Raw genomic sequence first — 26,921 nt, forward strand, 5'->3', positions numbered from 1 at the left:
CGGAATTAACGCGCCAGATCGAGGTAGGCGCTTGCCACCAAAGCATCAATATCAGCCGGCACAGGCACGAGGCAGGATTGGGGACCGGCCTCGTGCCTGGCGATACGTTCCAGACAGCGGGCCTGAAGGGTGAAGCCGAGATCCATCGACTCGACCGTATTGCCGAGCGGCCGCGGGCCGGCGAGATTGGCCATGTGACCATCGCCCAGCACATGGAAGGAGCGGCTGTCGCTGAGATGGAAGGTCTCGATATGGTCGGCCTCGTAGCGGTCGATGCCGATGACATCGGGATGGCGGCGGAAGGCTTCGACATCGATCTCATGCGGGAAATGGCCGCCGTTCATCAGGATCGCGCCGTCCTTGACGAGCGGCAGGTCGGCTGCCGTCACGATGCTGGCAAAACCCGTGACGGTGACGATTATATCGGCCGAGCGGATCGCCGCATCGCGCAGCGGCGTGACGAAACCATCGAGATGAGCTTCGAGTGTCGTCACCGGATCGATATCGACGACGCTGACGGTGGAAAAGCCATTGCGGAAACAGGCAGCCGTGCCCTTGCCGCAGGCGCCGTAGCCAAAGACCGTCACGCGTTTACCGTTGGTGGAGCGGTTGGTGAAGCGGAGGTAGCTTTCGAACAGGCTCTGGCCGACGGCATGCCTGTTTTCGGCGAACTGCTTGATCGGGCTGTCGTTGATGACGAGGATCGGCATGTTCAGGCGCTCGCGCAGCGGCAGCAGCCGGGTGCGGCCGGAGGTGGTTTCCTCGGTGCCGCCGCGGAGATTGGCGTAGGGTTTTTCCGCCGCGATGGCGAAAAGATCGCCGCCATTGTCGAGCAGCAGATCCGGCCTTTCGGCAATGACCGCTTCGAGGCTCTGATGATGAGCGGCGGGATCGGTCGTCTGTGTGGCAAAGACCGTGATGCCTTGGGAACGCAGGAACTCGACCGTCGAAGGCTGGGTGCTGTTGAGATTGCCGGTGCAGACGAGACGCGCGCCGCCGGCGCGAAGCGTCATCAGCAGCGCCACCGTCTTCGGCTCCAGGTGGATGCCGGTGCCAATCGACAGGCCCTCGAAAGGACGCGTCCGCTCGAATTCGGCGGCCGTCGCCCTGAGCAGCCGGCAGCTGTTGCCGATCCAGTCGATGCGGGTTGCGCTCTTTTCCATCATCTCTTTCCTATTTGCGTATTGGTGCTGTTTTTAGCGGAGCAACAGGGCCGCGAATATGGAAGTAATTCTGGCGAGGGTGCATAAAATCTGCCCTTTCAGGCCCCTGCCCCGCAACGAAACAACCACCCGGATAAGGCGGCAAAGGCCGGCCGTTTCGCATCCGGCGTGCGGCAGCAGAGGTTGTAGCCCGATGGCCGCGAGATGAAGCCATAGGGCGCGACCAGATCCCCGCGCTGAAGATCGTCCTCGATCGAAGCGCGTGGCGCAAGCGCGACGCCAAGCCCGGAGCGGGCGGCACCCAGCGCCAGCAGCAGATCCTCGAATTCTTGGGCACGAGAAAAGACGACTGGCGGCGTGCCGCTTTCGGCAAACCACTCGTCCCAGAGTTTCGGAACGCTGCGGCTGATAAGCATCGTCAGCGCGCCCATTGCCGCCGGGCCGCGCGATAGTGTCGCGGCAAGCGCCGGCGTCGCGACCGGGCCGAATTCGTCCTCCATGAACCGCAGGGCGGTAATGCCTGTGGCCGGCCGGTATTCGCCGCCCATGATCACGGCGTCCAATTCGGGGTGCATCTGCAGCGGTTCGACCACGGTCATCGGCACGATGTCGACGGTATCGCCGAGGCTCGCCTGCATGTCTGCTGCGCGCGGCATCAGCCACCAGACCGCAAAGGCGGAGGGCACGCCAAGGCGGATGCGGCCCGGTACCACACCTTCAAGCTCCGAAGCAGCGCGCTGCAGAATGTCGAAAGCCGCACTGGCGGCGCCGGCAAAGGCGCTGGCCTGCAAGGTCGGGACCAGCCTGCGACCATCACGCGTGAAGAGCTTGCGGCCGAAGTGATTCTCCAGCGTGGCGACCTGTTGGCGGACGGCGCCGCGCACCACATTCAGCTCTTCGGCAGCCTTCAGAATACTGCCGTGACGGCAGACGGCTTCGAAGGCGCGGACAGCATTGAGCGGTGGAAGACGCATGAGGACGACATTCACAAAATCATGGTGGATCACTAGATCTCGCCATTGAACGAAAGGCAAGTTCACGCCATATTGTACAGCTGTGCAATGTGACGCATTCGAGACAGGATGTGGCGGATTTCTTGAACCTGTCCGGCCTCGATTTCCCTATGAACGGCGATCAAATCGCGTTTCGAATCGCCACGCCTATTTTGGATTGAGTAAGCTTTCCGTGATATACATATATGAGTGATTCCTAACGACGACTGCGAAGGTGACCCGACCATTGACTCTTCTCGCCCGACTGGCCTCCGATGTGCAACTGATGTTCCGGCGTCCGCCACGTCAGCAATATGGTGCGCTCTGCTATCGGGTAAAGAAGAAGAGCGGCGAGGTCGAAGTACTGTTGATGACGAGCCGTGACACCGGCCGTTGGGTCATTCCCAAGGGCTGGCCGATGACGCGCAAATGCGCCCATGAGGTTGCCATGCAAGAAGCCTTCGAGGAAGCCGGCGTCCGCGGCGTCGTCGAAACGGAGACGCTCGGCGCCTACACTTATTCGAAGGTGCTGCGCGACGGGGTGCAGGTGATCTGCAAGGTGCAGGTCTATGCACTCGAAGTCACCGACATGGCGAAAAACTTCAAGGAAAAGGGCGAGCGCCGCATCGAATGGGTCTCGTTCGACGAGGCGGCCGGGCGCGTGCGCGAACCGGAACTCCGCCACCTTTTCCTCGCCTTCAAGCAAAGGATGGCCGACAGGCTTTCGGCCAAGGCGGCAATTCCGGCAGTGAAACAAATTCCGGCAGAATGAATCCTGCCATCTTGCGCTGCTAGGAAAGCAGCGTAGAAGCAGATTCATCCTCAGGAAAAAGAATGCCGCCACGTCCCGCAGTCCTCACGAAACGAACGCTCGACAAGGACCTCGACAAGATCACCCATGCCGAGGACGCGGCGAAGCATGTTTTGCGGCGGCTGGTGCCGCCTGGTCTCGGGCTGATCTTCGTCGGCCTGGCCATGCTCTTTGCCGGCGTCTACGTATTCGACCGGCCGGGAGCGATGCTCGTCATCGCGGCGGCAGCCCTTGCCGGCTACATGGCGATGAACATCGGCGCCAATGACGTGACCAACAATGTCGGTGCCGCCGTCGGCGCGCGCGCCATGACGATGGGCCAGGCACTGGTCATCGCTGCAATTTTCGAAGTTCTCGGCGCCACGATCGCCGGCGGCGAGGTCGTCAAGACGATTTCCGCAAACATCGTCGACGCCGTCCAGGTACCGCCGGCGCTGCTCGGCTGGATCATGATGGCGGCCCTGATGGCGGCAGCCCTCTGGATCAACCTCGCAACCTGGATGAACGCGCCGGTTTCCACCACCCATGCGATCGTCGGGGCGGTGATCGGCGCCGGCATCTCAGCCGTCGGGCCGGAGCCGGTGAACTGGCAGGTGATGCTGGAGATCACCGCGAGCTGGGTCACCTCGCCGCTGATCGGCGGGCTGATTGCCGCCGGGCTGCTTTATCTCGTCAAGACCCTGATCATCTATCGCGACGACAAGATTGCGGCCGCGCAGCGCTGGGTACCGGTGCTGGTCGCGGTGATGGCCGGCGGCTTCATGGCCTATATGGTGCTGCAGCTCTCGCCCATCGGTCGATTTCAGCCTTTCACCATCATCCTCATCGGGATCGGCATCGGACTGGTGAGCTGGCTTGCCGCCCGGCCGCTCATTCTCGCGCAAGCGCGAGAGCTCGAAAACCGCAACAGCTCGCTGCGGGTGCTGTTTAAGCTGCCGCTGATCGGCTCCGCAGCGCTGCTGTCCTTCGCGCATGGCGCCAACGACGTTTCGAACGCGGTCGGGCCGCTGTCGGCAATCGTCCATTCGGTCGGCATCGGCGGCGACGCCATCGGGCGCCCGCCGCTCTGGGTGATGCTGATCGGCGCCTTCGGCATCTCCGTCGGCCTGCTGCTCTTCGGGCCGCGCCTCATCCGGCTCGTCGGCGAGGAGATCACCAAGCTCAATCCGATGCGGGCCTATTGCGTCGCGCTGTCGACCGCCTTCACCGTCATCGTCGCCTCCTGGCTCGGCCTGCCGGTCAGCACCACGCATATCGCCGTCGGCTCCGTTTTCGGCGTCGGCTTCTTCCGCGAATGGTACACGCGCCATTCGAAGGCTCGCATCGCCTATATCAGACGCAAGGCCGAAAGCTTTGATATCGACGAGCCGGAAGAGCCGAATATCCACGAGACCCGGCGGCGCTATCTCGTGCGCCGTTCGCATTTCATGACGATCATCGCCGCCTGGATCGTCACCGTGCCGGTTTCGGCAGCGCTTGCGGCAATGATTTATTGGGTTATGTTCGCGCTCTTCGTCTAAAGCGCGTCGCGATCTTTCAGGTCCGCGCTCCGCGCTTTAGGTCTTTATTTTCCAGCATGTCATGATCGCAAAACCGCTGCAGATTTTTGCGAGACATGCTTCACGACCTAGAGTTTTTAATGCGCGCCAATTTCCGCATGCAACGGCTTTTCGTCGAGGCGCCGCTTTCCAGCGGTGCCGTCGTGGAGGCAAATGCCGATCAGTTCAACTATCTCGCCAATGTACTGAGGATGGAGGAAGGTGCGGAGATCCTGCTCTTCAACGGCCGCGACGGCGAGTGGAAGGCTGCCCTCTCCTTCCCCACGCGCAAACGCATTCAGCTGACGGCAACCGAAGAGACGCGACCGCAGCCGCCGCCTTGCGACCTGCACTATCTCTTTGCGCCGCTCAAGGTCGGCCGGATGGACTACCTCGTGCAGAAGGCGGTCGAAATGGGAGCCGGCCTGCTGCAGCCGGTCATGACCCAGCACGTCCAGGGCAAGATCACCAATCTCGACAAGCTGCGCGCCAATGTCGTCGAAGCGGCGGAGCAATGCGGCATCCTCGGCATCCCAGATGTGGCCGAGCCGGTGAGGCTTCTCGAGCTGCTCGACCGCTGGCCGAGCGAGCGCCGCATCATCTATTGCGACGAGGGCGATGCCGGACAAAACCCGCTGCCGGTGCTGTCGGCGATCAGGGAAAGACATCTCGCTCTGCTTGTCGGGCCGGAAGGCGGCTTTTCGGAAGAAGAACGGGCGCGGCTTCGAAGCCTCGATTTCGTCACCGCCATTCCGCTCGGACCGCGCATCCTGCGGGCCGATACGGCAGCCGTTGCGGCACTGGCGGTGGTGCAGGCGGCGATCGGCGACTGGAACTAAGGTCGAAAACGGGTTGACATCGAAATCGCTGTTATTTTTTTGATGCGTCGTTGAAAGAATTTCACTTGCAACATGGGTAGCTTGGGTCCAAATCACCCTTCCAACTGCCCGGCCCCCTGGGCGCCTTTCTGAATACAGGTATCCCGCATGGCCCGCGACACTACCGACCAGACACCGCTCTCTTCGGTCCAGGATTTGACCGATTATATCGCCGCGGGCAACAAGCCGCGGGAGCGCTTCCGGATCGGCACCGAACACGAGAAATTCGCCTTCTTCCGCGCCGACAACAGCCCGGTTCCCTATTTCGGCGATGCCAGTATTTCGGCCCTCTTGACCGGCCTGCAGAAAAAAAGCGGCTGGGAGCCGATCACCGACGGCGGCAACATCATCGGGCTTGCCGAGCAGAGCGGCATGGGCGCGATCTCGATCGAGCCCGGCGGCCAGTTCGAACTCTCCGGCGCACCGCTGGAGACGATCCATGAGACCTGTCGGGAATCGAACCAGCATCTGGCGACGCTGCGCGACATCGCCGAGCCGATGGGCATCCGCTTCCTCGGCATCGGCGGCAGTCCGAAATGGACCTATGCGGAAACCCCGCAGATGCCGAAATCACGCTACGAGATCATGACCCGCTATATGCCGAAGGTCGGCACCCATGGTCTCGACATGATGTACCGCACCTGCACGATCCAGGTGAACCTCGACTTCTCCTCGGAAGCCGACATGCGCAAGAAAATGCGCGTGTCGATGAAGCTGCAATCGCTGGCGACCGCTCTGTTTGCATCCTCGCCCTTCACCGAGGGCAAGCCGAACGGGCTGCTCTCCTGGCGCGGCGATATTTGGCGCGATGTCGACAACCGGCGCGCCGGCCTGCTCGACTTCACCTTCCGCGACGACTTCGGCTTCCGCGACTATGCCGAATGGGCGCTCGACGCGCCGATGTATTTCATCGTCCGCGACGGCCGCTATCACGACTGTACCCATGTCACCTTCCGCCAGTTCATGAACGGCGCTTTGAAAGGCGAGGTTGCCGATCCGGCGCCGACGATGGGTGACTGGACGAACCATCTTTCGACACTTTTCCCCGACGTGCGGCTGAAGCGTTTCCTCGAAATGCGCGGCGCCGACGGCGGCCCATGGCGCCGCATCTGTGCGCTACCGGCCTTCTGGGTCGGCCTGCTCTACGACGATGCCGCACTCGATGCCGCCGATGAACTGACCAAGGACTGGAGCTTTGCCGAGATCGGTGCGCTGCGCAACGCCGTTCCTGCCGAAGGGTTGAAGGCGCAATTCCGCGGACATCCGCTCTTCGACATGGCGCGCGAGGTGATCGGCATATCAGGGGCCGGCCTCAAGGCGCGCGGCAAGCTCAACCGGGAAGGCCAGGACGAGAGCATCTTCCTGGCGCCGCTCGAAGAAGTGCTTGCCAAGAAAGCGACGCTCGCCGAGGATCTGCTGTCGCTCTATCACGGCCGCTGGCAGGGCTCCGTGGAACCCGTATTCGAGGACTATCAGTACTGAGCCTGAGCCACTGCATAATTCCCTAAATCGGAACCGATTCAAGGAATATGCTGTGGCAAGCCGTGGTCACGGCGCCTGCGCGCGCTTCCTGGTTTCGCGCGATCTTGCCGTGCGGCGGGCGGGCCTCAGTTCCTCGATCGTCGGCAGCCACCACTCGCCCTCCTGAACTGGTGGCATCTTCGCAGGCCAGGTGCGGACGAGTTCTTCCAATGTGGGGACCCGCCAATATCCCCAGACATGATCCTCGGTCACGCTGGCATAGAAGTCCGTAACGACGTTCGGGTCGACCAATTCACCTGAGATTTCGGTAAAGACGACGATTCCGTAGGCGGTGACCACGGGACGACCTATCGGCGGCAAGTCGTCGCTCTGAAGCGGGTATCGATGACGCTTCCGCTCCGCAGAGCGGAGCTTGCTGCGCACATCCTCTTCGGTCCCCTTGCGCTCTTCGGCTCGACGTCGTCTTTCTTCCGGCTCGTTTCTGCGCGCCGCCGGCTCGATCTCCTGCCACCGGCGTCTGAGTTCCTCATAGGACCGGAAGGGAACGTGCCATATTTTGAGATCACCGTCCCATCGCGAGAGTGGCACCTCGCGCAGTTCGTCGACGACGGTCTTCGAATAGGGCGTGCGGATTCGAAAGCCGGCCTTGCCGAGTTCAAGGTAAGGACTGTCGATGGGATCGAAGGCGAAGGCGTCGCGGCCCTTCGCATCTGCATGGGCGTCGGCTTCGGCCTCCATCTCAGCAAGCCATTGCCCGATGCGGCGGGACGCCGTCCGCCCGGGAACGAACCAGGCCTTGCGGGCATCACTCCAGCGGGCACGGGGGAAACGTCTTCGGAATTGTTCGACGGTCATCCTGTCATAGGGGAAGGAAATGTCGGCGCCCGGCTTCGCACCGTCTTCATTCGGCGGCACCTCGTCGTGACCAGTGGAAGATTTGGTTTCGGCCATGGAAGAAGAACGCCGGCGCGCAGGGATCGGTTTCCGGTGAGGATAGCATATAGGCCGACGGAAGTGCCGGCCGTCGTTATCGCCGCTTTCGCCTCATCAAGCTAAGTTCTTATGGCAAAAAGCCGTTTGCGCATTACCATTTCCGGTTATAGTGGCGTTACAACGCGTCACGACCGGGGGAAAGGGACTTCCATGCTGCCACTCTTCGACATGATGATGCAGGCGCAGAACGGCGCGGCGATGGAAGCGATCGCCCGGCAGTTCAACCTTGCGCAGGAACAGGCGACGAAGGCGATGGCGGCGCTGACGCCGGCCTTTTCCGCCGGGCTGAAACGCAGTACCAGCAATCCCTATGATTTCGTCGGACTGATGCAGGCGGTCTCCTCCGGCAACTATGCTCGATATTTCGAGGATATGAGCCGGGCCTTCACGCCGGAGGGTATTTCCGACGGCAACAACATCCTTGCCCAGCTCTTCGGCTCGAAGGAGGTTTCGCGCGCGGTCGCCGCCCAGGCGGCGCAGATGACCGGCATCGGCCAGGATATCTACAAACGGATGCTGCCGGTTCTGGCCGATACGCTGATGGGCGGGCTCTTCAAGCAGACGACCGGCCAGATGGCCTCGCCGGTCAACCCCTTCGTCAACACCGCGATGAACGAGACCATCCAGAAATGGCTGGAAAGCACCGGCTTTGCGCCGAAGCCGAAGACGGCTCCGGAACCCAACATCTTCGACAATCCCTTCACGCAGGCTATGCAGCAGATGTTTTCGGTGCCGAAGCCGGAAGCGACATCTCAGCCGAACCCCTTCCTCGACAATCCCTTCGCCAAGGCCTTCCAGGAGATGATGGGCGGGCTCGGCCAGCAGCCGGCGGCCCCAGCCAAGACCAAGACGCCGGAGGCGCCGAAGGAAGAGGCGAAGGTCAATGCCGACAGCTATACGGCAATGCTGAACGCCATGTTCGACAGCGGACTGGAAGTGCAGAAGAACTACCAGCGGAACCTGGAAGCGATCTTCGAAACCTATCGGCCGAAGCCCTCCTCGGAACAGAGCGAATAGCGCTCTAAAGCGCGTCGCGATCTTTCAGATTCGCTTGCCACGCTTTAGGTCCTTGGTTTCTCGCATGTTGTTGCCGCAAAACCGCGGCACACTTTTGCGCGACATGCTTTAGATTTTTTGCGCATGTCGTTATCGCAAAACCGCGGCACACTTTTGCGCGACATGCTTTGGCGCAAAAAAACCCGGAGATGGCTTGGGAAAGCCGATCACCGGGTCAAGCGGCAGGGCTATTGGCTATCACCCTGCGGGGAAACTCGACGCCCCTACTGTTCGTAGGAGCGGAAGAGCGACAGGCGCCAGCGATTGCGCGCCGAGCGCGTCAGGTGTTCCGACGGGTCCTCGAAGAAGGTCGACGCCAGGAACGCAGAGGTCAGGTCGGCTCTGCTAAGGCCGATATCCCTCAGCTGCGTGTCGTTCAGATCGTGCAGCGCGTTAATCTCCATGCGATTGCGGAATCCGCGAAAGAGGGAGGTCAACGGTGCGAGGCCTGCTACCAGACGCTGGGAAAACGTCGGGGTGAGCTTGCCGCAGTCGAGTTCTATTGTTCTGTCTGTCATCCGCATGGGACTCTCCTTTCTTTCGATTTTCTTTCAGGCACGCAACAACCCACCCCTCCCACGAGGTCGCGCGGGAGGGAGCAAGGCTGAATTGGGCTCGGACAGGCAGGGGTCTGTCCTTCACTTTGCTTGATTTGCATCCCGAAGATGCCAAAGACCTATTGATCAGTCCAACGAATGTTTCTAATGATTATCATCAGCTATCTTTATGGGTGACAACATGTCCGCGCCTCTTGATCTCGACCAATTGCAGACTTTCATCGCCATCGTCGATTCCGGCAGCTTCACCAAGGCCGCCGACAGGGTCTACAAGACCCAATCGGCTGTCTCCATGCAGATGCGCCGTCTCGAGGAACGCATCGGCAAGCAGCTGTTCATCAAGGATGGGCGCGGCAACCGGCTGACGGTCGAGGGCGAAAAGCTGCTCAACTATGCCCGGCGCATCATCCGCCTCAACAACGAGGCGATCGCGGCCTTCGACGACAACAGGCTGGAGGGGATGCTGCGGATCGGCACGCCGGACGACTACGCCGACCGCTACATGCCCGAAATCATCGGCCGCTTCGCCAAGACGCATCCGAATGTCGAGCTCTATATCGTCTGCGAGCCCTCGGTGGATCTTGCCGAACGTATGCATAAGGGCGAGCTCGACATCGCGCTCGTCACCCACAATCCGCGCGAGCGCATGTCCGATGTGGTGAGAACCGAGCCGCTCTGCTGGGTGGGTTCGGCCAATCATCCGATCCGCGACGACGCGCCGGTGCCGCTTGCCGTCGGCCGACGCGACTGCCAGTGGCGCCAGCTCGCCTGCTCAGCGCTCGATGCTGTGGGACGCGAGCACCAGATCCTGTTCACCAGCTGGTCGTGCACCGTCGTTGCCGCCGCCGTGCTTGCCGGCATGGCGGTTTCGGTGATGCCGGAATCAGCGCTGCGGACGGGCATGAAGGTGCTGAGCCAGGCGGACGGCTTTCCGGCGCTGCCGCCGGTGCAGATCGGAATCATGAAGCGGCCGGGCGTTTCGCTCTCGCTGATGAACGCGATCACGGCGCATATCACCGCCTGCCTCGACAATATCACGCCTGCTGTCGTCGACGACAGCCTCGATGCGGACGTCAAATCCGCCCAGGCGCGCCTTTATCCGCGGCTGAAGGCGGCCAATATGGTCCCAAGCTGGTAAGAGCTCTCAGGCAGCAGCCGGCACGGTCTTGGTGAAAAGTGAGGCGCGGATGACGCGCTTCCACTCATCGAGCATACGCCGCGCTAGGGCCTCCTCGCTGACGGCGGCAAGCCGGATGACGGCGCCGATCAGGTGGCTGAACAGGTAAGTGCGCGCATACATTTCTTCGTCGCAAAGGTCTGGGGCCAGTTGGCGCACGGCGTCCCGGAAGATGCCGGCGACGTGACCGCTATGCTCGATATTCAACTGCAACAGATCCTGATCGGTTTCCGTTCCCATCCAGACGCCGAGATAGACGGGATCGTTGTGGTAGGAATCGTAATACCAGTCGATTGTGGCGCAGACGACGTCCAGCGCCTGGTCGAGTGACCGTACGTCGGCAAACATCGCCGCCATCTTCGCCTGGATCGCCGAGGCGTGCTGGTCGAACAGGGCCTTGACGATCGCCGCCTTCTCCGGGAAATACTGGTAAACCGAACCGATCGGCACCTTGGCGGCGGCGGCGAGCTCCGTCATCCGCATGGCGCTGACGCCCTTTTCGGCGATGATCGTGGCGGCGGCGGCGAGAATGAGGTCCAGCCTCTGGATGCTGCGCTCCTGCTTCGGCTTCCTTCGCAGGCCTATCCGATCCATGCTTTCCGCGCCCATGTCGTTCCCATTCTTTTTGTCCGCGGCGGAAGGCATGTACCAAACCACCGCGTCGGGCCGATATGACATGCAGGTCTTCATCCGCCGTAAATGGAAACACTCGCATTTTAACGGCCGGCAAAAGCGTGTGTAATCGCGATTTCAGGCTGCGGTTTTGTCGCCTCACAACCAGTTCCATGCGGTCTGGGCCGCATGATGGTTGATAGGCCTGCCGTCTCAGCTCATCAGCATCCATGCGGCAAGCCAGATCCACATGGCGGCAAGCACCAGATAACCGGCAGCGAAGATCGGGCTGCGGTAGCGCAGATCGTTGCTGGTGACGTGGATGGCGGCGTGGGCGTAGCGCAGGGCGACGAAGGCCCAGGCGAGACCGAGGGCAACGAGATTGTCGGCCTCGGTGATGTAGAGGAGAACGGAGCAGGCGTAGAAGAGCACCGGCAGTTCGAACTGGTTGGCAAGGCAGTTCTTGACGACAAGGCTTTCGGCCGGCTCGCCGCGGTTTTCGCGATAATCCGATTTCGCTACGCTGCCGGCGCGGACCATTTTTGCGCGCCGAAGGCCCAGAAGCGCATAAAGACCATAGACCAGGGCCACATGGGCGAGGAGTGGCCAGAAGATTTGATAGCCGGTCATGTGTGGCCGTTTCCTTTCCGCTTCCGATTTCGACGCGAGCATTAGTCGAAAGACGATCAGGATACCAGCGTCGGCGGCCAGCCATCAGAATATGGCGGGCCGCCGAATTTCATCAAACCTGCGCGGCGCCACCGTCGGCGAAGAGTTCGGTACCGGTGACGAAGCTCGAATCGTCGGAAGCGAGAAAGAGTGCGGCGGCGGCGATCTCTTCGGCGCGGCCGACCCGCCCCATTGGCACCTGCGTTGCGAGATAATCGAGCAGGTTCTGCTGCTGCACCTCATCCTTGCCGGCGAGTTCGACGAGACCGGTTGTCTTTGTAGGACCAGGGCTCAGCGTATTGATACGAATGCCGCGATCCTTGAGATCAAGGATCCAGTTGCGAGCGAAGCTTCGTAGCGCGGCCTTCGAGGCGGCGTAGACGCTGAAGGCCGGAGTGCCGGTCGAGCCCGCCGTCGATCCCGTTAAGATGACCGATGAGCCCTGACCGAGCAGCGGCAGCGCCTTTTGCACGGTGAAAAGAACACCTTTCACATTTCTGTCGAACGTGTCGTCATACTGCTCTTCGGTAATTTCGCCGAGTGGCAGCATCGAACCACCGCCGGCATTGACGAACAACACATCTATCCGGCCGGCTTCGGCTTTCACGCGGTCATAGAGCCGGTCAAGGTCCGCCAGCTTTGCCGAGTCCGCCTGGATGCCAACAACCTTACCCCCTATTTCCGCAACGGCCGCGTCGAGCACGTCCCTGCGCCGGCCGGTCACGAAAAGCTGGGCGCCTTCGGCGGCGAAACGCTTGGCAGTCGCAAGACCGATGCCCGACGTTGCGCCAGTAATCACGGCAATCTTTCCACTCAACCTCTGTGTCATTGTCGTCTCCTGTTGTTCGACCAAGGCTGAGATATGGACGCGACGAACGTTTCGAAATAGAAAGAAATGAAAGCTATTATTACAGGAATGAAATGACGAAATTTCCGGATTTCGAAGGCCTCGCAATGTTCGCCAAGGTCGCCGAAGAGCGTTCTTTCGCCCGCGCCGCTAGGACGCTCGGTGTGTCGGTGCCTACCGTTTCGCGGGCTGTGAGCCGGCTGGAGGAGAGGCTTGGCGCACGGCTCTTCAACCGCACCTCGCGGCAACTGGCGCTCACCGATTTCGGCTTGCGATTGGTAGACAGTGCCTCGCGGCTCTATGCGGAGGCAGAGGCTGCGGAAAATGCAGCGCGCGAGCTGTCCAGCCAACCGCGGGGGCTTATCCGGCTTGCCGTGCCGATGGCCTTCGGCACACGCTGGCTGGCGCCGATCCTGCCCGACTTTTTCGACCTCTATCCCGATATTTCTATCGACCTGCATATGAGCGACGCCATCGTCGACCTGGTGGGAGACGGTTTCGATGCTGCCCTGAGGATTGCAGTTCTGCCGGATTCCTCATTGGTCGCCCGCAGGCTGACAGCGGTCGCTCCGTTCATTCTCGCTGCACCGGCGTACCTCGATAGATACGGCGCGCCGCGGCATCCGCGCGAGCTTAAGGCTGACCATTGCCTAGGGTACGCCTATCGGCCGCGCCAGGACGTCTGGCGCTTTCGCAATAAGGCAGGCGAAGAGGAAGTTGTCGTGCCGGCCGGTCCGTTGCGCTCCACCAATTCGCAAGCCTTGATTCCGATGGCGTTGCACGGCCTTGGGATTGTAGAGCTGCCGGAATTCATGGCGCATGAATATCTCGCCGATGGCAGGTTGAAAGCGATCCTCGCCGACTGGACGCTGCCGAGCGGAGCACTCTATTTCGTCACGCCCTCTGCCCGGGCTCGGCCTGCGAAGGTGGAGGTGCTCTCGGATTTCATGGTGGCGCGGCTATCAAATCCGGCGTGGCGGTGGACAGGCTGATAGCACCCTCAGTCCTGGCGCGGCGAGAGCCAGCGGGCGATGGCAAGCCGGGCGATGAGGATGAAGCAGATGGCGAGGCTTGCGAATTTCAGCCGTGTCATCCACGGCAGCAGCTGCGTTGCAACAGTTGAGGGCGCACCGTTGCCGAAGGCGATCAGGCTCGAAATGTTCTCGCCGTAGTCGGCGATGCCATAGATGAACGGCAGCAGGTAGACCGCCTTGCCGATGAGCGGATGCCCAGATTGGCCGAACCACGAACAGACAGGACCGAGCTTGAGGAAAGCGAGAAACAGCAGCGCCGTCAGCAATGCCGGAAAGATCAGCTCCGGCCCGAAATACATGGCGCGCAGCAACCTCGTCGCCGTCTCGTTCTCATCGAGCAGCTTCTGCATGTGGAAGACCGCCGACTCGTCGTAACCGGCGAAATAGGTATCGAGCACCGCCTGGCCGGTTTCGTGCTTGAAGGGAACGACGAAGCCGAAGGTCGTCCAGGCGAGCACGGCAAGGCAGAGGGCTGCGAGCAGCGCGACGACCCAGAGAGGAATCCCGCTGCCCGCCTTCATAGTCAGAGGCCGGCGCCCGGATAGTTCGGGCTCTCGCGGGTGATCGTCACATCATGGGCGTGGCTTTCGCGAAGACCGGCACCGGAGATGCGCACGAAAGTGGCGCGGTCCTGGAAATCCTTGAGGTCCTTGCCGCCGACATAGCCCATGGCCGCCTTGAGACCGCCGGCGAGCTGGTGGATGACGCCCGAGACCGGTCCCTTGTAGGGCACCTGACCTTCGATCCCCTCAGGCACAAGCTTCAGCGTGTCGCGCACCTCGGCCTGGAAGTAACGGTCGGCCGAGCCGCGGGCCATGGCGCCGACGGAGCCCATGCCGCGATAGGCCTTGAACGAACGGCCCTGGTAGAGATAGACCTCGCCCGGGCTCTCATCGGTACCGGCAAGCAGCGAGCCGATCATGACCGCGGAAGCGCCGGCGGCGATCGCCTTGGCAAGATCGCCGGAGAATTTGATGCCGCCATCGGCGATGACGGGCACGTCCTGTTCATTCGCGGCCTGCACCGCCGACATGATGGCGGCGAGCTGCGGCACGCCGACGCCGGCGACGATGCGCGTCGTGCAGATCGAACCCGGACCGATGCCGACCTTGACGGCATCGGCGCCGGCATCGATCAACGCCCTGGTGCCGTCATAGGTGGCGACGTTGCCGGCCATGATGCGCACCGAGTTGGAAAGCTTCTTGACGCGGGTGACGGCATCGAGGACTCGCTGCGAGTGGCCATGGGCGGTATCGACGACCAGAAGATCGACGCCGGCCTCGATCAGCCGCTCGGCCCGCTCGAAGCCGTCATCGCCGACGCTGATGGCGGCAGCGGCGCGAAGCCTGCCCTGCGCATCCTTGGAAGCGTTCGGGTTCAGCTGCGACTTCTCGATATCCTTGACGGTGATGAGGCCGACGCAGCGGCCTTCGGTGTCCACGACCAAGAGCTTCTCGATGCGATGCGAATGCAGCAGCCGCTTGGCCTCCTGCTGATCGACGTTTTCCTTGACGGTGACCAGATTGTCCTTGGTCATCAGCTCATGGATCTTCTGTTCCTGATCGGAAGCAAAGCGGACGTCGCGGTTGGTCAGGATGCCGACGAGGCGGCCGGACTTCTCCACGACAGGGATGCCGGAAATGCTGTAGGATTTCATGAGCCCGAGTGCATCGGCAAGCGTCGCATCGGGGCCGATCGTCACCGGATTGACGACCATGCCGCTTTCGAATTTCTTGACTTGCCGGACCTGCTCGGCCTGCTCGATCGGCGTCAGGTTGCGATGAATGACGCCGAGGCTGCCGGCCTGGGCCATGGCGATCGCCAGGCGGCTCTCGGTGACGGTATCCATGGCGGATGAAATGATCGGGATGTTGAGTTCGAAATCCCGGGCGATGCGGGTGGAGATATTCGTCTGGCCGGGCATAACCTCGGAATGTCCCGGCTGCAGCAGCACGTCGTCGAAGGTAAGCGCGTCGGCGCCGGTTGCCGTTTCAATGATGCGTGCCATGGCCAAATTCCTTCATTTAATAAAAATGCGACCCTGTCCGGAAACGAATCGTCCGCCCCGGCGGTCTGCATGGGTTGCTTGGAAGTTGGCGAGGGCTGGTAACACGTCTATGACAGGAAGGAAATAGCAAAAAGCCCGGCCTGCCCGCCGGGCTCGTCATGGGTGCCATGCGCCAGGAGCATTCCGGGAAAACCGCTAAGCGTTTTTCTGTCCGGAATTGGGTAAAAACAAGAGCTTATAGCGGTTCAGCACTTCCGTGAAAGGCTGAACCGCTTTGGATCAGATGTCGAACTGATAGGTCTTCGGCACGAAGCGATAACCGCCATCCTGCCTCTCGACGAAGCCGACTGCCGGGAATGGCATGTGATAACCGAGGAAGGCGATCTTCTCGGTCGCGATCATCTCGAAAACCTTGCGGCGGGTGGCGGCTGCCTGCGTTTTGTCCATGTCGAAACGCACCTCCCAATCCGGCCGCAGCAGCGACAGGATATAGTGGTTGGCCGTATCGCCTGTCAGCACAATGCGTTTGCCCTCGGATTCGACGTGGAACACCATATGCCCCGGTGAGTGGCCGGCCGCCAGCATCGCCGTTAGGCCGGGTGCGACGCTATCACCGTCCTTAATAAAAGTGGTCTTCTCGGCGAGCGGCACAACATTGGCGAGCACGGCCTTGTGACCGCCCTCGGCAGGTGTGCCCTCACGCGCCTTGTCCGACCAGAAATCATATTCGGCCTGGCCGACGACATAGCGGGCATTCTTGAAGGCAGCCGCGCCGTCTTCCATCAGGCCGCCGATATGATCGCCGTGCAGATGGGTGAGAGCCACCAGCGTGACGTCGTCGGCCGAATATCCTGCCGCCTTCAGGCCTTCTGCAAGCTGGCCGGCGCCGCGTGCACGGCCGCCAGCGCCGAAGCCAGTATCAACGAGGATGACATCCGAACCGGTATCGATGAGAGCCGGCGTATAACCATTCATGAACTTGTCGGCCGGCAGGAAGTTTGCGGTCAGCAACGTCTTGACCGTTTCGGCGTCCTGATTGGTGCCGAAGGTTTCATAGGGCTTTTCGACAATGCTGGTGCCGTCGCGGACGACGGTGAACTTATAGGAACCGAGCTTGAATTGATTGATCTCAGGCAAAGGCGTTCCATCCATATGATTGCGCTCTCCAGTTGCGGCCGCTTCGGCCTTCTCTCTTAAAATGACCGGCGCTGCGAGCAGGCCGAGACCTGCGGCAAAAAGGGTGCGCCGCTTTATTCCCGACGAATTTGCCATATGTCCATCCTCCTATGACGTGCGGTGCGTCGCCGCACGGCCCCCGATGATGTTTCCAGCCGGATTTCTTGCCCCGGCCAAGTAAACATATGTCAATCTTGACACGCGACGTTGATGCGCAAGCCGTCTCACGCAGACGTGAAGCAAACGTGTCATCGACCCGGAATTGGGGATTGGCAGAACCTGAAGCTGGGACTAAACAGCACGGGCCTTCCCAGCTCCAATCCGCTGCCCCATCAAGGCTCCCGCCTATGAATCGCATCGTCCCGCTGATCCTTGCCGTCGCCCTTTTCATGGAGCAGATGGACTCGACCGTCATTGCGACGGCGCTGCCGGCGATTGCGGCGGATCTCAATGTCGGGCCGATCACGCTGAAGCTGGCGCTGACTTCCTACATGGTGGCGCTGGCAGTGTTCATCCCGGTCAGCGGCTGGATGGCCGACAGGTTCGGCGCCAAGAAAATCTTCCGCCTTGCCATCTCGGTCTTCGTCATCGGCTCGATCTTCTGCGCAATTTCGTCCAACCTCGTCGAATTCGTGTTTGCCCGCTTCCTGCAAGGCATGGGCGGCGCGATGATGACGCCGGTCGGCCGCCTCGTGCTGGTGCGTACCACAAAGCGCAGCGATCTGGTCTCGGCCATGGCGCTGCTCACCATTCCGGCCCTTGTCGGCCCGCTCACGGGACCGCCGCTCGGCGGCTTCATCACCACCTATTTCAGCTGGCACTGGATCTTCCTGATCAACGTGCCGGTCGGCATCATCGGCATCTGGCTGGCGACGATCTTCCTGCCGGAGGTGGAAGCGACGGCGCCACCGAAGCTCGATTTCACCGGTTTCGTGCTGACCTCGCTTTCGGCCGCGGGCGTCGTCTTCGGCCTGTCGGTGGTCAGTCTGCCGGCCTTGCCCCCGATCATCGGCGTCACCGCCACCTTGATCGGCGTGCTTTGTGGCTTTCTCTATGTGCGCCATGCAAAGCGGCATCCGGCGCCGATCCTCAACCTCAACCTGTTCAAGAACCCGACGTTTCGAACCTCCACCCTGGGCGGCATGCTCTTCCGTATCTGCGTCGGCGCCATGCCCTTCCTGACGCCGCTGATGCTGCAACTCGGCTTCGGGCTGACGCCGTTCCAATCCGGCCTCATTACCTTTGCCGGGGCGATCGGGGCGATCACCACCAAGTTCATGGCGAAGCGCGTCTTCGCAGCCGCCGGCTTCCGCACGACGCTTCTCGGCGCCGCCATGGTAACGACCCTGGTGACTGTCATCACCGGCCTGTTCACGCCGTCGACGCCGCATCTCGTCATCATCGGCGTGCTGCTGCTCGGCGGCTTCTCCCGCTCCTTCATGTTTACCGGGGTCAATGCACTTGCCTTCGCCGATATCGATGATGCGGAAGCCAGCCAGGCGACATCGATGAGCTCGGTGATGCAGCAGATCAGCCTCGCGCTTGGCGTCGCTGTCGCCGCCGCGATCCTGGAGAGCTCGATCTACTTCCGCGGCGAAGCGCTGAAGGTGGCCGATTTCCACCTCGCCTTCTACATCATCGCCGGACTGACCGTCATTGCGACCATTCCCTTCATCCGGATGGACCGCAATGCCGGCGCGCTCGTTTCCGGCCACCGCTCGAAGGCGATGACGGCCGCAACGGTTGAAGCCGAACAGCAGGCGGTGAAATAGGCAGACGCTAGTCCGGGCTTTCGCAGACGGCAGAGAGCTTGTTGCCGTCGAGATCACGGATATAAGCGGCATAGAAATGGGCGTGGTAGGAGCGCAGGCCGGGCTCACCCTCATCCACGGCGCCTGCCGCGATCGCCGCGGCATGGAAGGCATCGACATCGGCCCGCGTTTCGGCCGCCAGCGCGACCATGGCGCCATTGCCTGAGGTCGCCCGGCGGTGATTGAACGGCGTCACCACCCAAAAGCGGCAGCGCGTATCGCCCTCGGCGGAATAGCCGATTTCCTCTTCGGAAGAGCGTTGGCGGCGATAGCCGAGGGGAGATAGCACGGCATCGTAAAAATGCCCTGCGCGATAAAGGTCGTTGGTTCCGAGCGTGACGTAAAGAAGCATGGGATCAGCGGTTCAAATCCTCACAGCGCCGCGCGTCCTTTCGGACACGCAAAGGACGCGGCAACGCTTTCCATTGCTGCCTATCTTATCCTTAAATCGATCCCGATTTAAGGAATTATGCAGTCGATCGCCATCATCCGTCAGGATCGGCCCGAAGATCAAGCTTCTTCTGCTTCGCCTTCGGCCTTGCGCCCCTTGAACCCCTTGGCCAGCAGGAACATCTCGACCGATTCGGCGCGCGACGAGTTCGGCTTGACATGGACGACCTGGCGGAAGTTCTGCTTGAGCATGGCGAGCAGCTCACGCTCGGTGCCGCCCTGAAAGGTCTTGGTGAGGAAGTGCCCGCCTTCCCCCAGCACTTCGACGGCGAAATGGGCCGCGACTTCGCAGAGATGCATGGTGCGCAGATGGTCGGTGCGGTGGTGGCCGGTGGTGGGTGCTGCCATGTCCGATATGACAAGGTCGGGTGTGCCGCCGACGGCCTCCAGCAGCTTTTCCGGCGCAGTCGGATCGAGGAAATCGAGCTGCAGGATCTTGACCCCCGGCAGCTGGGTCATTTCAAGGAAATCGATCGCAGCCACACGAATATCATCATCTGTCGAGCCGGTGACCTTGGCGGCGATCTGCGACCAGCTGCCGGGGGCAGCGCCGAGGTCAATGATGCGCCTGGCGCCACGCAGGATATGATGTTTCTCGTCGATCTCCAGCAGCTTGAAGGCGGCTCGGGCGCGATAGCCTTCGAGCTGGGCGCGCTGCACATAGGGATCGTTGATGTGGCGCTCCAGCCATTGGCGGGAAGAGGCCTTCATCTTCTTGTTCTTGACGCGCTGGCCGAGCTTGCGGCCGGTGCGGTTTCCCGCGATCGGTGCCTTGGTCATGCCTATTCCTTATCTCACGATCTCACGCGCTGGCCGCGGCGGTTGCGATTGCGCCGCCACACGCCGTCATCGGCCATCATGTCGGTGAGCAAGCCTTCCCTCAAGCCGCGATCGGCAACCCGCATGCGCGGGCTCGGCCAGCGGCGGCGGATCGCCTCGAGAATGGCGCAGCCGGCGAGCACCAGATCGGCCCGGTCAGGCCCGATGCAGGGATTGGCGGCGCGGCTTGCGAAATCCCAGGAGAGAAGCTTTGCCTGCATGGCGGAGACCTCATCGTCGGACAGCCAGATGCCATCGACCTTGCGCCGGTCATAACGCGGCAGGTCGAGATGGACGCCGGCAAGCGTCGTCACCGTGCCCGATGTGCCGATCAGGTGAAAGTCGCCGGTCTGGGCGACCTCGATCTCCGGGCAATCGAAGCTTCCAAGCATGCCTTCGACTTCGCGCACCATGCCTTCGAAAGCCTCCGGCGTGACGTCGTGCCCGCCATGGCGCTCCGACAGCGTTACGACGCCGACCGGAAGCGAGGTCCAGTGGGTGATGTGATTGGCAAGGCGACTGAAGCGATTGTCGCCGATACGGATGACGGCGATCTCCGACGAGCCGCCGCCGATATCGAAGAGCACGACGGAGCGCGTCTCGCGACCGACCAGCGAGGAGCAGCCGGAGACGGCAAGCCGCGCCTCTGTCTCGCGATCGATGATCTCGAGCGCGAGGCCGGTTTCGGCAACGACCCGGCTGAGGAATTCCTCGCCATTGACGGCCTGGCGGCAGGCTTCGGTGGCGATCAGCCGCATGCGGCGGATCTGCCGGTTCCTGAGCTTGGAGGCGCAGATCCTCAACGCCTCGATCGCCCGCTCCATCGCCTCATCCGACAGACGGCCGCTGGCCGCAAGGCCTTCGCCGAGGCGCACGATGCGGGAAAAAGCGTCGACAACGCGGAATTGACCCGGACGAGTCGGCTGGGCAATGAGGAGACGGCAATTGTTGGTGCCGAGATCGAGGGCGGCGTAGAGCTCTTCCGGCCACGCATATTCGCCGGCGGCCTGACGATCCCCCTGATGCCCGGAATGGGAATGGCTTTCCTGGCGGGCCCTGCGGTCGGCGCTCGCCCCATTCAGTGTTTCACGAAGTTCGGCACCGAACGCCGTCTCTTCCGCGCGACGTTCCTGTTGCGAGACACCTGATGGTTTTGCCGGTGTCAGCGGTCGGCCCTGCAGACCGCGCTTGCCGCGGTGTTTGCGGCGGTTGCGACGGCTCGGCGCTGAATCGCTATCGGCGCGGACGGCATTGCCTGCCGCTGCCGTCTGTTCGATTGCCTGGGGGAGAGGTGAACCGTCCTGCACAGCACCATGGCCGCCACGACGGCGACGCTTGCGCTTGCGGGCCGGATTCCCGGCTGCATCTTCCATCGGGCGCGCAGGCTGTCCGGCACCGCCGGAAGGCTCATGCGAAGCGGGATGAGCCGCGTTGCGGGATTGCCCGCCACGCTTGCCCTTGCGGCGCCTGGACTTCTTGCCGTCCTTGCGCCCTGCCGCCGACGCCCCGTCAAATTGCGACTTTGCGCCGCCTTCGGGGTCTTCCACGTTGTTTTTCCATCGCGCCGCGCAAGTCTTGAGATATGCAGCAGGCGCTCATTCGATTTTTGCGTTGCGGCAAGAATATCAGCGCCCGCCGAATTCGCCAAATTCTTTTTTGGACCAAGGGATTTGCAGCGGTTTCACCTTTCCGCGGCAGCACCGATTTTTTTCAAAACAGCTATTTGCAATCCCCCGGCTTTTGGTTATAAGCGCCGCACACCAGCCGACCGCCCGCCGGTTCGCTTATGCTGGGGAATAGTTCAATGGTAGAACGACGGACTCTGACTCCGTTAATCTTGGTTCGAATCCAGGTTCCCCAGCCAATCAATTTCTTCGACAATTTCAGTTAGTTAGTGAGCGATCAGCCCACTCGATCGAGCCAGTCCCATGTCGCAAGCGTGTTACATCTGCTTGCGTTGATTTCCAAGCGTTTCAATTAGGTAGCGGCGAATCCACGCGACATGGAATGCAACATGCGGCGCTGACACCCCTGAGCCATCATTCCTCTTGCCAACGGACTTCGAGGATGCCCCCGAGCGCCTTGACGGCTTTGCTTATCGCCTTGAAATCTGGATACTTGCGCCTGCTGCCGTTTCTCTGAAAGTAGCGGCCTGTGCCGCTTTCCTCATCCAGGTCCCGCATTATCCACCCCAGATCGTAGCAAAAAGCTCGAACCTGATCATTGGCTGCGATGCCCGTTATGACGTATCGCTTCTTTTTTCGCCGATAACCATAATAGCGAGCAGCGGCTTGGATGTTTTCCCAGGGGATGTCGGGAAACGTGGCGCATATCTCTTCCCGAGAAGCCTCGGGATACAACTTTCGAAGCTTCTGCCGTTCTAATGGGCCCCAGCGGTGATATTTCCGCCCAAATCCAAGCTTGCAGCAGCGCGCTTGAATTGCCCGCGCCGTTCGATGTCTGAGTATTTGGCGCAGCGCGAAGTGGTCAAAATACAGAAGACGACAGAAATCGTCTTCGATCTCCGTCCATACCTTGTGCCCTACGGGAGTTACGCCGAGGCGAGCCATCCTGGCTCTCATACGCTCAGCGGTCGCCGCGCGCCTTGGAGACATGTCCAACGGGGATGCCGTTTAGGCTTGAAGAAGTTCTACGGGAAAAGCCGACCGGATCATTTTGGACCAAGCCGCCGCGGTGTGATTGACATGGACACGAGTGGTGCCACTGTGTGGCGTACCACGAATTGGAGCCTACCATGACCCCTGCTCGTTTCACCGAATGCCTTCTCCACGTCCGCTGGACGCCAATAAACCTTGCCAGTGCGCTGCAATGCGACCTCTCGTGGGTGGAAGCGCTGGAAGCTGGCAATACTGAAGTGCCGGCGGGGTTAGCAGCATGGCTGGAGACGCTTGCGCGGTGCCATGAGGCTGCAGGAATCCCTACAACCTACCGCGGAAAGGGACATGAGTGATTGATCCGAATAAGAAGGATATGGCGATCGCAAGATCGATCCGAGCGCTCTCGGCTTATGCTCGTGAAAATGCGTGGCTTTATGTTAGGTCAAGCCCCCACCTTTCCACGAAATCTGAGGCTGACGCTCATAAAGCGGCCGTAGAGTCCGTCTGTGACGCCATGGACGCCCTCGCCAACGAAGCTTTGGAGCGCAAAGTGGCATATTCTGAGTTCGATGCTCTGCGGAAACATTTGATCAAACTGAACTCGTTTCCGCCAAATGAGTATTTCGAACCCGTCGCTCGGGCGTTCGCGGAAAGCGGCGGCCTTCAATAGCGCCAAGCTGATGCCATGGGCCGGCCCAACATGAAGCTGATCAAAGTAAGGATTGCAGCTTGGTAAAGGATGACACCGCCACCCTCCTCGAAGACGCCGCCGATCGGATCGCAGATATCTCGCGAGCGGATCTTCAGATCATGCTTCGTCGCGCCGCTCTACGGCTACGCAATGCCGGCGGCGTCTCGATGGAGGATGATGTCGAAGACGCCTTGCGCGACCTGGCGGGCGAGCTTGGCAAGACGCGCAATGACATGATCAGGTTTATCGTTCGAGAGTGGATGGAGAAGAACACCTATCTGCCAGTGCACGAGCTGGACGAAGATGGCGATGTTGATGGGATTGCCTGAGCCGCACTATACTTGTGGACTCGCGAACACTAAATGGAGCATCAGCATGGCAAGCCTCGAGCAGATGACTGGTTCACTGCATATCCACAATTCTATATCGGGAAGTTGAAAGTTAGGCAGGAGCAGCTTTTCGTGAGCGATCCCGAATTGGCGATGCTTCTCGACAATGTGGCTGCTGTTCTGTCGGAGCACGCTGCGGTGTTGGCTGACGATATCACTGACATGGAATGCGATGATTGATAGCGTAACAGCTTGAGCTATTCAGCGGAGGATCAATTTTCAATGATCAAGCCTGAACTCGCGTTCGCCATCATACTTACGAGCAACTTCGCAGCTCCGATCTTGGCTTTAGTCGCTGGTCGGAGATGGCCACATTGCCGGAAAACATTGCATTTTTTGGCGGTGATCTGGGTCGTTCTGTCATTATACGTGTGCGACAGAATGACGTTCACGCCAGATATCACCACTGTGGACGACTCTTATGACGATTTAGACCAGTTTATAGCCGTCGTCGCCATCTTGTTGCAGCAGCTAGCCATTCTAATGACCTACGTAGCTTGGTTTGCGTGTAGCGCATTTGTTAAGCGGCAGCGGGCATCTCGAAAAGAAGAAGGACGCCACGTGTGATAAACATATGCCATTTCGACATGTGTTGGCTTCGTCATGCTGGCCGATGGTCGCATCGAGATCGGCAAGAACGCCGTCGAGAGTACCATCCGGCAGATAGCGCTAAACCGGAAGAACGCGTCAATGTGCGAGAGAGCGACAGCGCTTACGGATCAGCGGGGGCGCACCCTGATTTGGCCATGCCACTAAGGCAATGTGCTGCCATCTGACCGGCAACCGGTCTTTTTGCAGATGAAATCACATGGCACTGGGCGCAACGATCGGAATTGGAATAGGCGCCGCCTTCGGCCTGATGATTTTTGACGACGCTGTGATTGGCATTACCTTCGGTGCGTCGCTTGGTGCTGCCGTCGGCGCCCTCATTATCAGTAGATGACCATCGGTTTCTCCGGGGATCAAGCCGTCATCCTAGGACCGCGCTGTTCATGGCCGAATTCGTGCCGGAGAAAAACACGACACCACTCTTCTTGACTCTACGCCTTTGTCGCCAAAATATTTATGAGGTGCAATTCTCCGAGGCAAAGGACATGAATTACGTTGAAACGAAGCGTTTCCGCTGTTCAAACGCTGAAGGTCGAAATTATACTGTCATTGAACAAATGCGGACTTCTCGGCGGTCCGTAAATACAAGGACCGACTACGTCACCGAAGAAGGGGACGTTGCAGAGCGCCTCGACGATGGCAGTTTTCTGCTCCTTTTATCCAACGAGGTAATTCGCGTTTCCTAGGTGGCGTAAGGATTAAACGGCCAAAGGAGGCGGGCCTTGCGACCCGCCTCGCATCACATCCGCGGCAGAAGTCCGATGTGCTGACCGGCGTAAATTCCGACGATGAACAGCGCCACCAGGAACATTGCGATCATAACCGCCCGCAGGCTGCTGCGCTGATCCATCTCGGCCTCCCACCTTATCTCCACAAAATCGATGTAGCGCGACGCGAGTTTGAGGGAATGGCGGGCGTCGCGACCCGCCGCTGGGCATTTCCACTATCCGATGTACACCTATCCAAGCTTTGGCAATTGCGGAGTTTCAACACTCAGTTGGATGCGGCATGCCACTTCGCCCGCGGAGTGGGCGGCATCGCGCCAATCACACATTTTATCCATAGCCACAAAACGTGTTCGGCTTACGGTCGACGCATCCGCGTCACCTCGGTAGAAGGTGGCTATGAACGATTCGAAAAACCAAAACCGAGACGAAGACGAACGGCCGGCGAAGCCGCCGCTTCCAAAGGGCGAGAAATTTTTCGATCCGTGGGACGCAGAGTTTCGCCGGGCTTACAAGTCGGACACGTTCGAATTCTAGAGCGGCGGGAGCCTACTCTATCTCAGAAACCCCGGCATTATCCTGCTCCTCCCGCAGCCCCTTGTAAGATGCATGCCGCAGCTTGCCGTCGTCGGTCCACCCCCTATACTCGATCTCGGCAATGAGCTCCGGCTTCACGAAAATTGCTCCCTTGCGATCGACGACCGCAGCCGGCGTAGATGTGATAAGGCGGTCTAGCTTCTGACGAAGCTCATAAGCATTCCGCTCATTGAAGCCGGTCCCTACCCCGCCGACGTAAACCAGCTTCATACCCTTGCGCGCGGCGAGCAGAAGCCGACCGATGCCGGCGCGCGCGACTGTGGATCGCTCATAACCGACGATGACAAAGCTGTCGCTCAGGATGCGTTTGATCTTCACCCAGTCGCCGAGACGACCCGACCGATAGGGCGAGTCCCGGCGCTTGGCGATGATGCCTTCCAACCCATGTTCGCAGGCGCTCGCCAGCAGCTGATCACCGTCGGCCTCGATCTCCTCGGAAAGCCGGATATCCCCCTGGCCGCCTGCCGGCACCAAATCCTCAAGAAGATGCCGGCGCACGTCGAGCTCGGACTTCCTGAGGTCGTGACCGTCGAAATAGAGTAGATCGAAGGCCATGAAGATGGCGTCGCTTGACATCTTCTTGCCGCCCCGACCGCCGAGCGATTGTTGTAGCAGGCCGAAATCAGGCCGGCCCTGCTCGTCGAGAACCACGGCCTCGCCGTCGAGGATTGCCGTGCCAACAGGGAGCCACAACGCCGCCTGTTTGATCGCCGGGAAACGATGCGTCCAGTCATGGCCGCCGCGCGTCAGGATGCGAATGCCCGTCGGATCGATATGCACCGACAGGCGATAGCCATCCCATTTGATTTCATACACCCAATCGTCGCCCTTCGGCGGTCTGGCTTTGAGCAACGCTAGGCAGGGCTCGATGCGATCAGGCATCGGATCTAAGGGGAGATTGGGCTGGTTAGGATCTCGGCGCCGATGTGGGCGACTGTGTAGCAGCGCGTCGGCGTCACCGAGCAGCGGCTTGGAAGGCTTGCGAGGCGGCTTGGTCATGCTGGCAGTTCATCAACAACGCCTTAAAAAGCAATTCGCCTAGATTGATTATTGACTCGCATCCAGATGAGAACATAATAAGAACATCGGCGAGGCGGCCGCGAATCTGAAAATCTGTCTCGAAGGAGAAACGACGATGCTAGAGTCTGTCAGGGTTATTTTGAACCATACCCTGCATGTCTGAGGTAGTTGGAGCACTCCTGGGGACTGAACGCCTTCA

At 60.6% G+C, this 26,921-nt stretch carries 27 protein-coding genes and 1 tRNA gene; 13 read left to right on the top strand and 15 right to left on the bottom strand.

Going from position 1 to position 26,921, the window contains the following annotated elements; genetic code table 11:
• Positions 1–5: 5 nt before the first annotated feature.
• Together A6U98_RS16660 and A6U98_RS16665 are read right to left on the bottom strand one after the other, a co-directional pair.
• Positions 6–1,163, bottom strand: a complete 1,158-nt coding sequence (locus A6U98_RS16660; protein WP_064651525.1) for an adenosylhomocysteinase — start codon at positions 1,161–1,163, stop codon at positions 6–8.
• Positions 1,164–1,261: 98 nt separating this feature from the next.
• A complete protein-coding gene (locus tag A6U98_RS16665; protein ID WP_064651528.1) occupies positions 1,262–2,170 on the bottom strand; it encodes a LysR substrate-binding domain-containing protein in 909 nt (302 codons plus the stop codon).
• A gap of 232 nt (positions 2,171–2,402) precedes the next feature.
• Between A6U98_RS16665 and A6U98_RS16670 the strand changes: the two genes are divergently transcribed.
• From A6U98_RS16670 to A6U98_RS16685, 4 genes are all read left to right on the top strand, one after another.
• Entirely contained in the window at positions 2,403–2,927 is a 525-nt protein-coding gene (locus A6U98_RS16670) for an NUDIX hydrolase (protein ID WP_064651530.1), read from the top strand.
• A gap of 62 nt (positions 2,928–2,989) precedes the next feature.
• A complete protein-coding gene (locus A6U98_RS16675; protein WP_064651532.1) occupies positions 2,990–4,486 on the top strand; it encodes an inorganic phosphate transporter in 1,497 nt (498 codons plus the stop codon).
• 119 nt (positions 4,487–4,605) lie between these two features.
• Entirely contained in the window at positions 4,606–5,343 is a 738-nt protein-coding gene (locus tag A6U98_RS16680) for a 16S rRNA (uracil(1498)-N(3))-methyltransferase (RefSeq protein WP_064651534.1), read from the top strand.
• A 147-nt stretch (positions 5,344–5,490) separates the two neighbouring features.
• Entirely contained in the window at positions 5,491–6,864 is a 1,374-nt protein-coding gene (locus A6U98_RS16685; protein ID WP_064651536.1) for a glutamate--cysteine ligase, read from the top strand.
• A 66-nt stretch (positions 6,865–6,930) separates the two neighbouring features.
• Here the strand turns inward: A6U98_RS16685 and A6U98_RS16690 are convergent, their stop codons facing one another.
• On the bottom strand, positions 6,931–7,815 hold the full coding sequence (locus tag A6U98_RS16690; protein WP_064651538.1) for a hypothetical protein: 885 nt from the start codon (positions 7,813–7,815) through the stop codon (positions 6,931–6,933).
• A 192-nt stretch (positions 7,816–8,007) separates the two neighbouring features.
• Between A6U98_RS16690 and A6U98_RS16695 the strand changes: the two genes are divergently transcribed.
• Positions 8,008–8,874: a DUF937 domain-containing protein gene (locus tag A6U98_RS16695; protein ID WP_064651540.1), complete on the top strand. Its 867-nt coding sequence runs from the start codon at positions 8,008–8,010 to the stop codon at positions 8,872–8,874.
• Between the two features lie 263 nt (positions 8,875–9,137).
• On the opposite strand, the gene A6U98_RS16700 is transcribed toward A6U98_RS16695, so the two are convergent.
• Entirely contained in the window at positions 9,138–9,437 is a 300-nt protein-coding gene (locus A6U98_RS16700) for a DUF1127 domain-containing protein (protein ID WP_017990379.1), read from the bottom strand.
• 214 nt (positions 9,438–9,651) lie between these two features.
• Here A6U98_RS16700 and A6U98_RS16705 point away from each other — a divergent pair, with 214 nt between their 5' ends.
• Entirely contained in the window at positions 9,652–10,608 is a 957-nt protein-coding gene (locus A6U98_RS16705) for a LysR substrate-binding domain-containing protein (protein ID WP_064651579.1), read from the top strand.
• 6 nt (positions 10,609–10,614) lie between these two features.
• Here A6U98_RS16705 and A6U98_RS16710 read toward each other — a convergent pair whose 3' ends face one another.
• The 3 genes from A6U98_RS16710 to A6U98_RS16720 form a co-directional block, all read right to left on the bottom strand.
• Positions 10,615–11,256, bottom strand: coding sequence for a TetR/AcrR family transcriptional regulator (locus A6U98_RS16710; RefSeq protein ID WP_064651581.1), 642 nt, complete (start codon positions 11,254–11,256; stop codon positions 10,615–10,617).
• A gap of 216 nt (positions 11,257–11,472) precedes the next feature.
• Positions 11,473–11,889, bottom strand: a complete 417-nt coding sequence (locus A6U98_RS16715; RefSeq protein ID WP_064651542.1) for an MAPEG family protein — start codon at positions 11,887–11,889, stop codon at positions 11,473–11,475.
• Between the two features lie 112 nt (positions 11,890–12,001).
• Positions 12,002–12,757, bottom strand: a complete 756-nt coding sequence (locus tag A6U98_RS16720) for an SDR family oxidoreductase (RefSeq protein ID WP_064651544.1) — start codon at positions 12,755–12,757, stop codon at positions 12,002–12,004.
• Positions 12,758–12,849: 92 nt separating this feature from the next.
• Here A6U98_RS16720 and A6U98_RS16725 point away from each other — a divergent pair, with 92 nt between their 5' ends.
• Positions 12,850–13,767 carry a LysR family transcriptional regulator gene (locus A6U98_RS16725; protein WP_064651546.1) on the top strand — a complete coding sequence of 306 codons (918 nt, stop codon included), beginning with the start codon at positions 12,850–12,852 and terminating at the stop codon, positions 13,765–13,767.
• 8 nt (positions 13,768–13,775) lie between these two features.
• Here the strand turns inward: A6U98_RS16725 and A6U98_RS16730 are convergent, their stop codons facing one another.
• From A6U98_RS16730 to A6U98_RS16740, 3 genes are all read right to left on the bottom strand, one after another.
• The gene (locus A6U98_RS16730) at positions 13,776–14,330 is read right to left on the bottom strand and encodes a hypothetical protein (protein ID WP_064651548.1); all 555 of its coding nucleotides are present in this window, start codon (positions 14,328–14,330) and stop codon (positions 13,776–13,778) included.
• A gap of 2 nt (positions 14,331–14,332) precedes the next feature.
• Positions 14,333–15,817, bottom strand: coding sequence for an IMP dehydrogenase (guaB, locus tag A6U98_RS16735; protein WP_064651550.1), 1,485 nt, complete (start codon positions 15,815–15,817; stop codon positions 14,333–14,335).
• Positions 15,818–16,096: 279 nt separating this feature from the next.
• On the bottom strand, positions 16,097–17,089 hold the full coding sequence (locus A6U98_RS16740) for an MBL fold metallo-hydrolase (RefSeq protein WP_064651552.1): 993 nt from the start codon (positions 17,087–17,089) through the stop codon (positions 16,097–16,099).
• 251 nt (positions 17,090–17,340) lie between these two features.
• On the opposite strand from A6U98_RS16740, the gene A6U98_RS16745 reads away from it, so the two are divergent.
• The gene (locus A6U98_RS16745; protein ID WP_064651554.1) at positions 17,341–18,765 is read left to right on the top strand and encodes a DHA2 family efflux MFS transporter permease subunit; all 1,425 of its coding nucleotides are present in this window, start codon (positions 17,341–17,343) and stop codon (positions 18,763–18,765) included.
• A gap of 7 nt (positions 18,766–18,772) precedes the next feature.
• Here A6U98_RS16745 and A6U98_RS16750 read toward each other — a convergent pair whose 3' ends face one another.
• From A6U98_RS16750 to A6U98_RS16760, 3 genes are all read right to left on the bottom strand, one after another.
• Positions 18,773–19,156 (bottom strand): VOC family protein, encoded by a 384-nt coding sequence (locus A6U98_RS16750; protein ID WP_020048594.1) that lies wholly within the window; start codon positions 19,154–19,156, stop codon positions 18,773–18,775.
• A 158-nt stretch (positions 19,157–19,314) separates the two neighbouring features.
• Positions 19,315–20,034 (bottom strand): RlmE family RNA methyltransferase, encoded by a 720-nt coding sequence (locus A6U98_RS16755; RefSeq protein ID WP_017959110.1) that lies wholly within the window; start codon positions 20,032–20,034, stop codon positions 19,315–19,317.
• Positions 20,035–20,048: 14 nt separating this feature from the next.
• Complete coding sequence (locus A6U98_RS16760) at positions 20,049–21,620, bottom strand: exopolyphosphatase (protein ID WP_064651556.1); 1,572 nt, start codon at positions 21,618–21,620, stop codon at positions 20,049–20,051.
• A 243-nt stretch (positions 21,621–21,863) separates the two neighbouring features.
• Here A6U98_RS16760 and A6U98_RS16765 point away from each other — a divergent pair.
• Positions 21,864–21,937, top strand: a tRNA-Gln gene (locus tag A6U98_RS16765).
• 175 nt (positions 21,938–22,112) lie between these two features.
• On the opposite strand, the gene A6U98_RS16770 is transcribed toward A6U98_RS16765, so the two are convergent.
• Complete coding sequence (locus A6U98_RS16770; RefSeq protein WP_064651557.1) at positions 22,113–22,643, bottom strand: hypothetical protein; 531 nt, start codon at positions 22,641–22,643, stop codon at positions 22,113–22,115.
• Between the two features lie 185 nt (positions 22,644–22,828).
• On the opposite strand from A6U98_RS16770, the gene A6U98_RS37670 reads away from it, so the two are divergent.
• From A6U98_RS37670 to A6U98_RS35940, 4 genes are all read left to right on the top strand, one after another.
• Positions 22,829–23,044 carry a hypothetical protein gene (locus A6U98_RS37670; RefSeq protein ID WP_082933920.1) on the top strand — a complete coding sequence of 72 codons (216 nt, stop codon included), beginning with the start codon at positions 22,829–22,831 and terminating at the stop codon, positions 23,042–23,044.
• Between the two features lie 376 nt (positions 23,045–23,420).
• Complete coding sequence (locus A6U98_RS16780; RefSeq protein WP_064651562.1) at positions 23,421–23,711, top strand: ribbon-helix-helix protein, CopG family; 291 nt, start codon at positions 23,421–23,423, stop codon at positions 23,709–23,711.
• A gap of 868 nt (positions 23,712–24,579) precedes the next feature.
• A complete protein-coding gene (locus A6U98_RS38015; protein ID WP_280950236.1) occupies positions 24,580–24,714 on the top strand; it encodes a hypothetical protein in 135 nt (44 codons plus the stop codon).
• Between the two features lie 49 nt (positions 24,715–24,763).
• Positions 24,764–25,066, top strand: a complete 303-nt coding sequence (locus tag A6U98_RS35940; RefSeq protein ID WP_231283411.1) for a hypothetical protein — start codon at positions 24,764–24,766, stop codon at positions 25,064–25,066.
• 588 nt (positions 25,067–25,654) lie between these two features.
• Here the strand turns inward: A6U98_RS35940 and ligD are convergent.
• Positions 25,655–26,701, bottom strand: coding sequence for a non-homologous end-joining DNA ligase (ligD, locus tag A6U98_RS16795; RefSeq protein WP_064651568.1), 1,047 nt, complete (start codon positions 26,699–26,701; stop codon positions 25,655–25,657).
• Positions 26,702–26,921 lie beyond the last annotated feature (220 nt).

Origin of the sequence: Rhizobium sp. WYCCWR10014 (assembly GCF_001657485.1) — a bacterium.
GTDB lineage: Bacteria > Pseudomonadota > Alphaproteobacteria > Rhizobiales > Rhizobiaceae > Rhizobium.

What these genes read in the sequence shown, in the direction of transcription:
- A6U98_RS16675 (WP_064651532.1), top strand. Translation starts at nt 2,990, where the DNA reads ATGCCGCCACGTCCCGCAGTCCTCACGAAACGAACGCTCGACAAGGAC.
- A6U98_RS16770 (WP_064651557.1), bottom strand. Translation starts at nt 22,643, where the DNA reads ATGGCTCGCCTCGGCGTAACTCCCGTAGGGCACAAGGTATGGACGGAG.
- A6U98_RS16715 (WP_064651542.1), bottom strand. Translation starts at nt 11,889, where the DNA reads ATGACCGGCTATCAAATCTTCTGGCCACTCCTCGCCCATGTGGCCCTG.
- A6U98_RS16685 (WP_064651536.1), top strand. Translation starts at nt 5,491, where the DNA reads ATGGCCCGCGACACTACCGACCAGACACCGCTCTCTTCGGTCCAGGAT.
- ligD (WP_064651568.1), bottom strand. Translation starts at nt 26,701, where the DNA reads ATGACCAAGCCGCCTCGCAAGCCTTCCAAGCCGCTGCTCGGTGACGCC.
- A6U98_RS16690 (WP_064651538.1), bottom strand. Translation starts at nt 7,815, where the DNA reads ATGGCCGAAACCAAATCTTCCACTGGTCACGACGAGGTGCCGCCGAAT.
- A6U98_RS38015 (WP_280950236.1), top strand. Translation starts at nt 24,580, where the DNA reads ATGGCACTGGGCGCAACGATCGGAATTGGAATAGGCGCCGCCTTCGGC.
- A6U98_RS16660 (WP_064651525.1), bottom strand. Translation starts at nt 1,163, where the DNA reads ATGGAAAAGAGCGCAACCCGCATCGACTGGATCGGCAACAGCTGCCGG.
- A6U98_RS16710 (WP_064651581.1), bottom strand. Translation starts at nt 11,256, where the DNA reads ATGGGCGCGGAAAGCATGGATCGGATAGGCCTGCGAAGGAAGCCGAAG.
- A6U98_RS16755 (WP_017959110.1), bottom strand. Translation starts at nt 20,034, where the DNA reads ATGACCAAGGCACCGATCGCGGGAAACCGCACCGGCCGCAAGCTCGGC.
- A6U98_RS16730 (WP_064651548.1), bottom strand. Translation starts at nt 14,330, where the DNA reads ATGAAGGCGGGCAGCGGGATTCCTCTCTGGGTCGTCGCGCTGCTCGCA.
- A6U98_RS16720 (WP_064651544.1), bottom strand. Translation starts at nt 12,757, where the DNA reads ATGACACAGAGGTTGAGTGGAAAGATTGCCGTGATTACTGGCGCAACG.
- A6U98_RS37670 (WP_082933920.1), top strand. Translation starts at nt 22,829, where the DNA reads ATGACCCCTGCTCGTTTCACCGAATGCCTTCTCCACGTCCGCTGGACG.
- guaB (WP_064651550.1), bottom strand. Translation starts at nt 15,817, where the DNA reads ATGGCACGCATCATTGAAACGGCAACCGGCGCCGACGCGCTTACCTTC.
- A6U98_RS16695 (WP_064651540.1), top strand. Translation starts at nt 8,008, where the DNA reads ATGCTGCCACTCTTCGACATGATGATGCAGGCGCAGAACGGCGCGGCG.
- A6U98_RS16680 (WP_064651534.1), top strand. Translation starts at nt 4,606, where the DNA reads ATGCGCGCCAATTTCCGCATGCAACGGCTTTTCGTCGAGGCGCCGCTT.
- A6U98_RS16705 (WP_064651579.1), top strand. Translation starts at nt 9,652, where the DNA reads ATGTCCGCGCCTCTTGATCTCGACCAATTGCAGACTTTCATCGCCATC.
- A6U98_RS16725 (WP_064651546.1), top strand. Translation starts at nt 12,850, where the DNA reads ATGACGAAATTTCCGGATTTCGAAGGCCTCGCAATGTTCGCCAAGGTC.
- A6U98_RS16745 (WP_064651554.1), top strand. Translation starts at nt 17,341, where the DNA reads ATGAATCGCATCGTCCCGCTGATCCTTGCCGTCGCCCTTTTCATGGAG.
- A6U98_RS16700 (WP_017990379.1), bottom strand. Translation starts at nt 9,437, where the DNA reads ATGCGGATGACAGACAGAACAATAGAACTCGACTGCGGCAAGCTCACC.
- A6U98_RS35940 (WP_231283411.1), top strand. Translation starts at nt 24,764, where the DNA reads ATGGCCGAATTCGTGCCGGAGAAAAACACGACACCACTCTTCTTGACT.
- A6U98_RS16750 (WP_020048594.1), bottom strand. Translation starts at nt 19,156, where the DNA reads ATGCTTCTTTACGTCACGCTCGGAACCAACGACCTTTATCGCGCAGGG.
- A6U98_RS16740 (WP_064651552.1), bottom strand. Translation starts at nt 17,089, where the DNA reads ATGGCAAATTCGTCGGGAATAAAGCGGCGCACCCTTTTTGCCGCAGGT.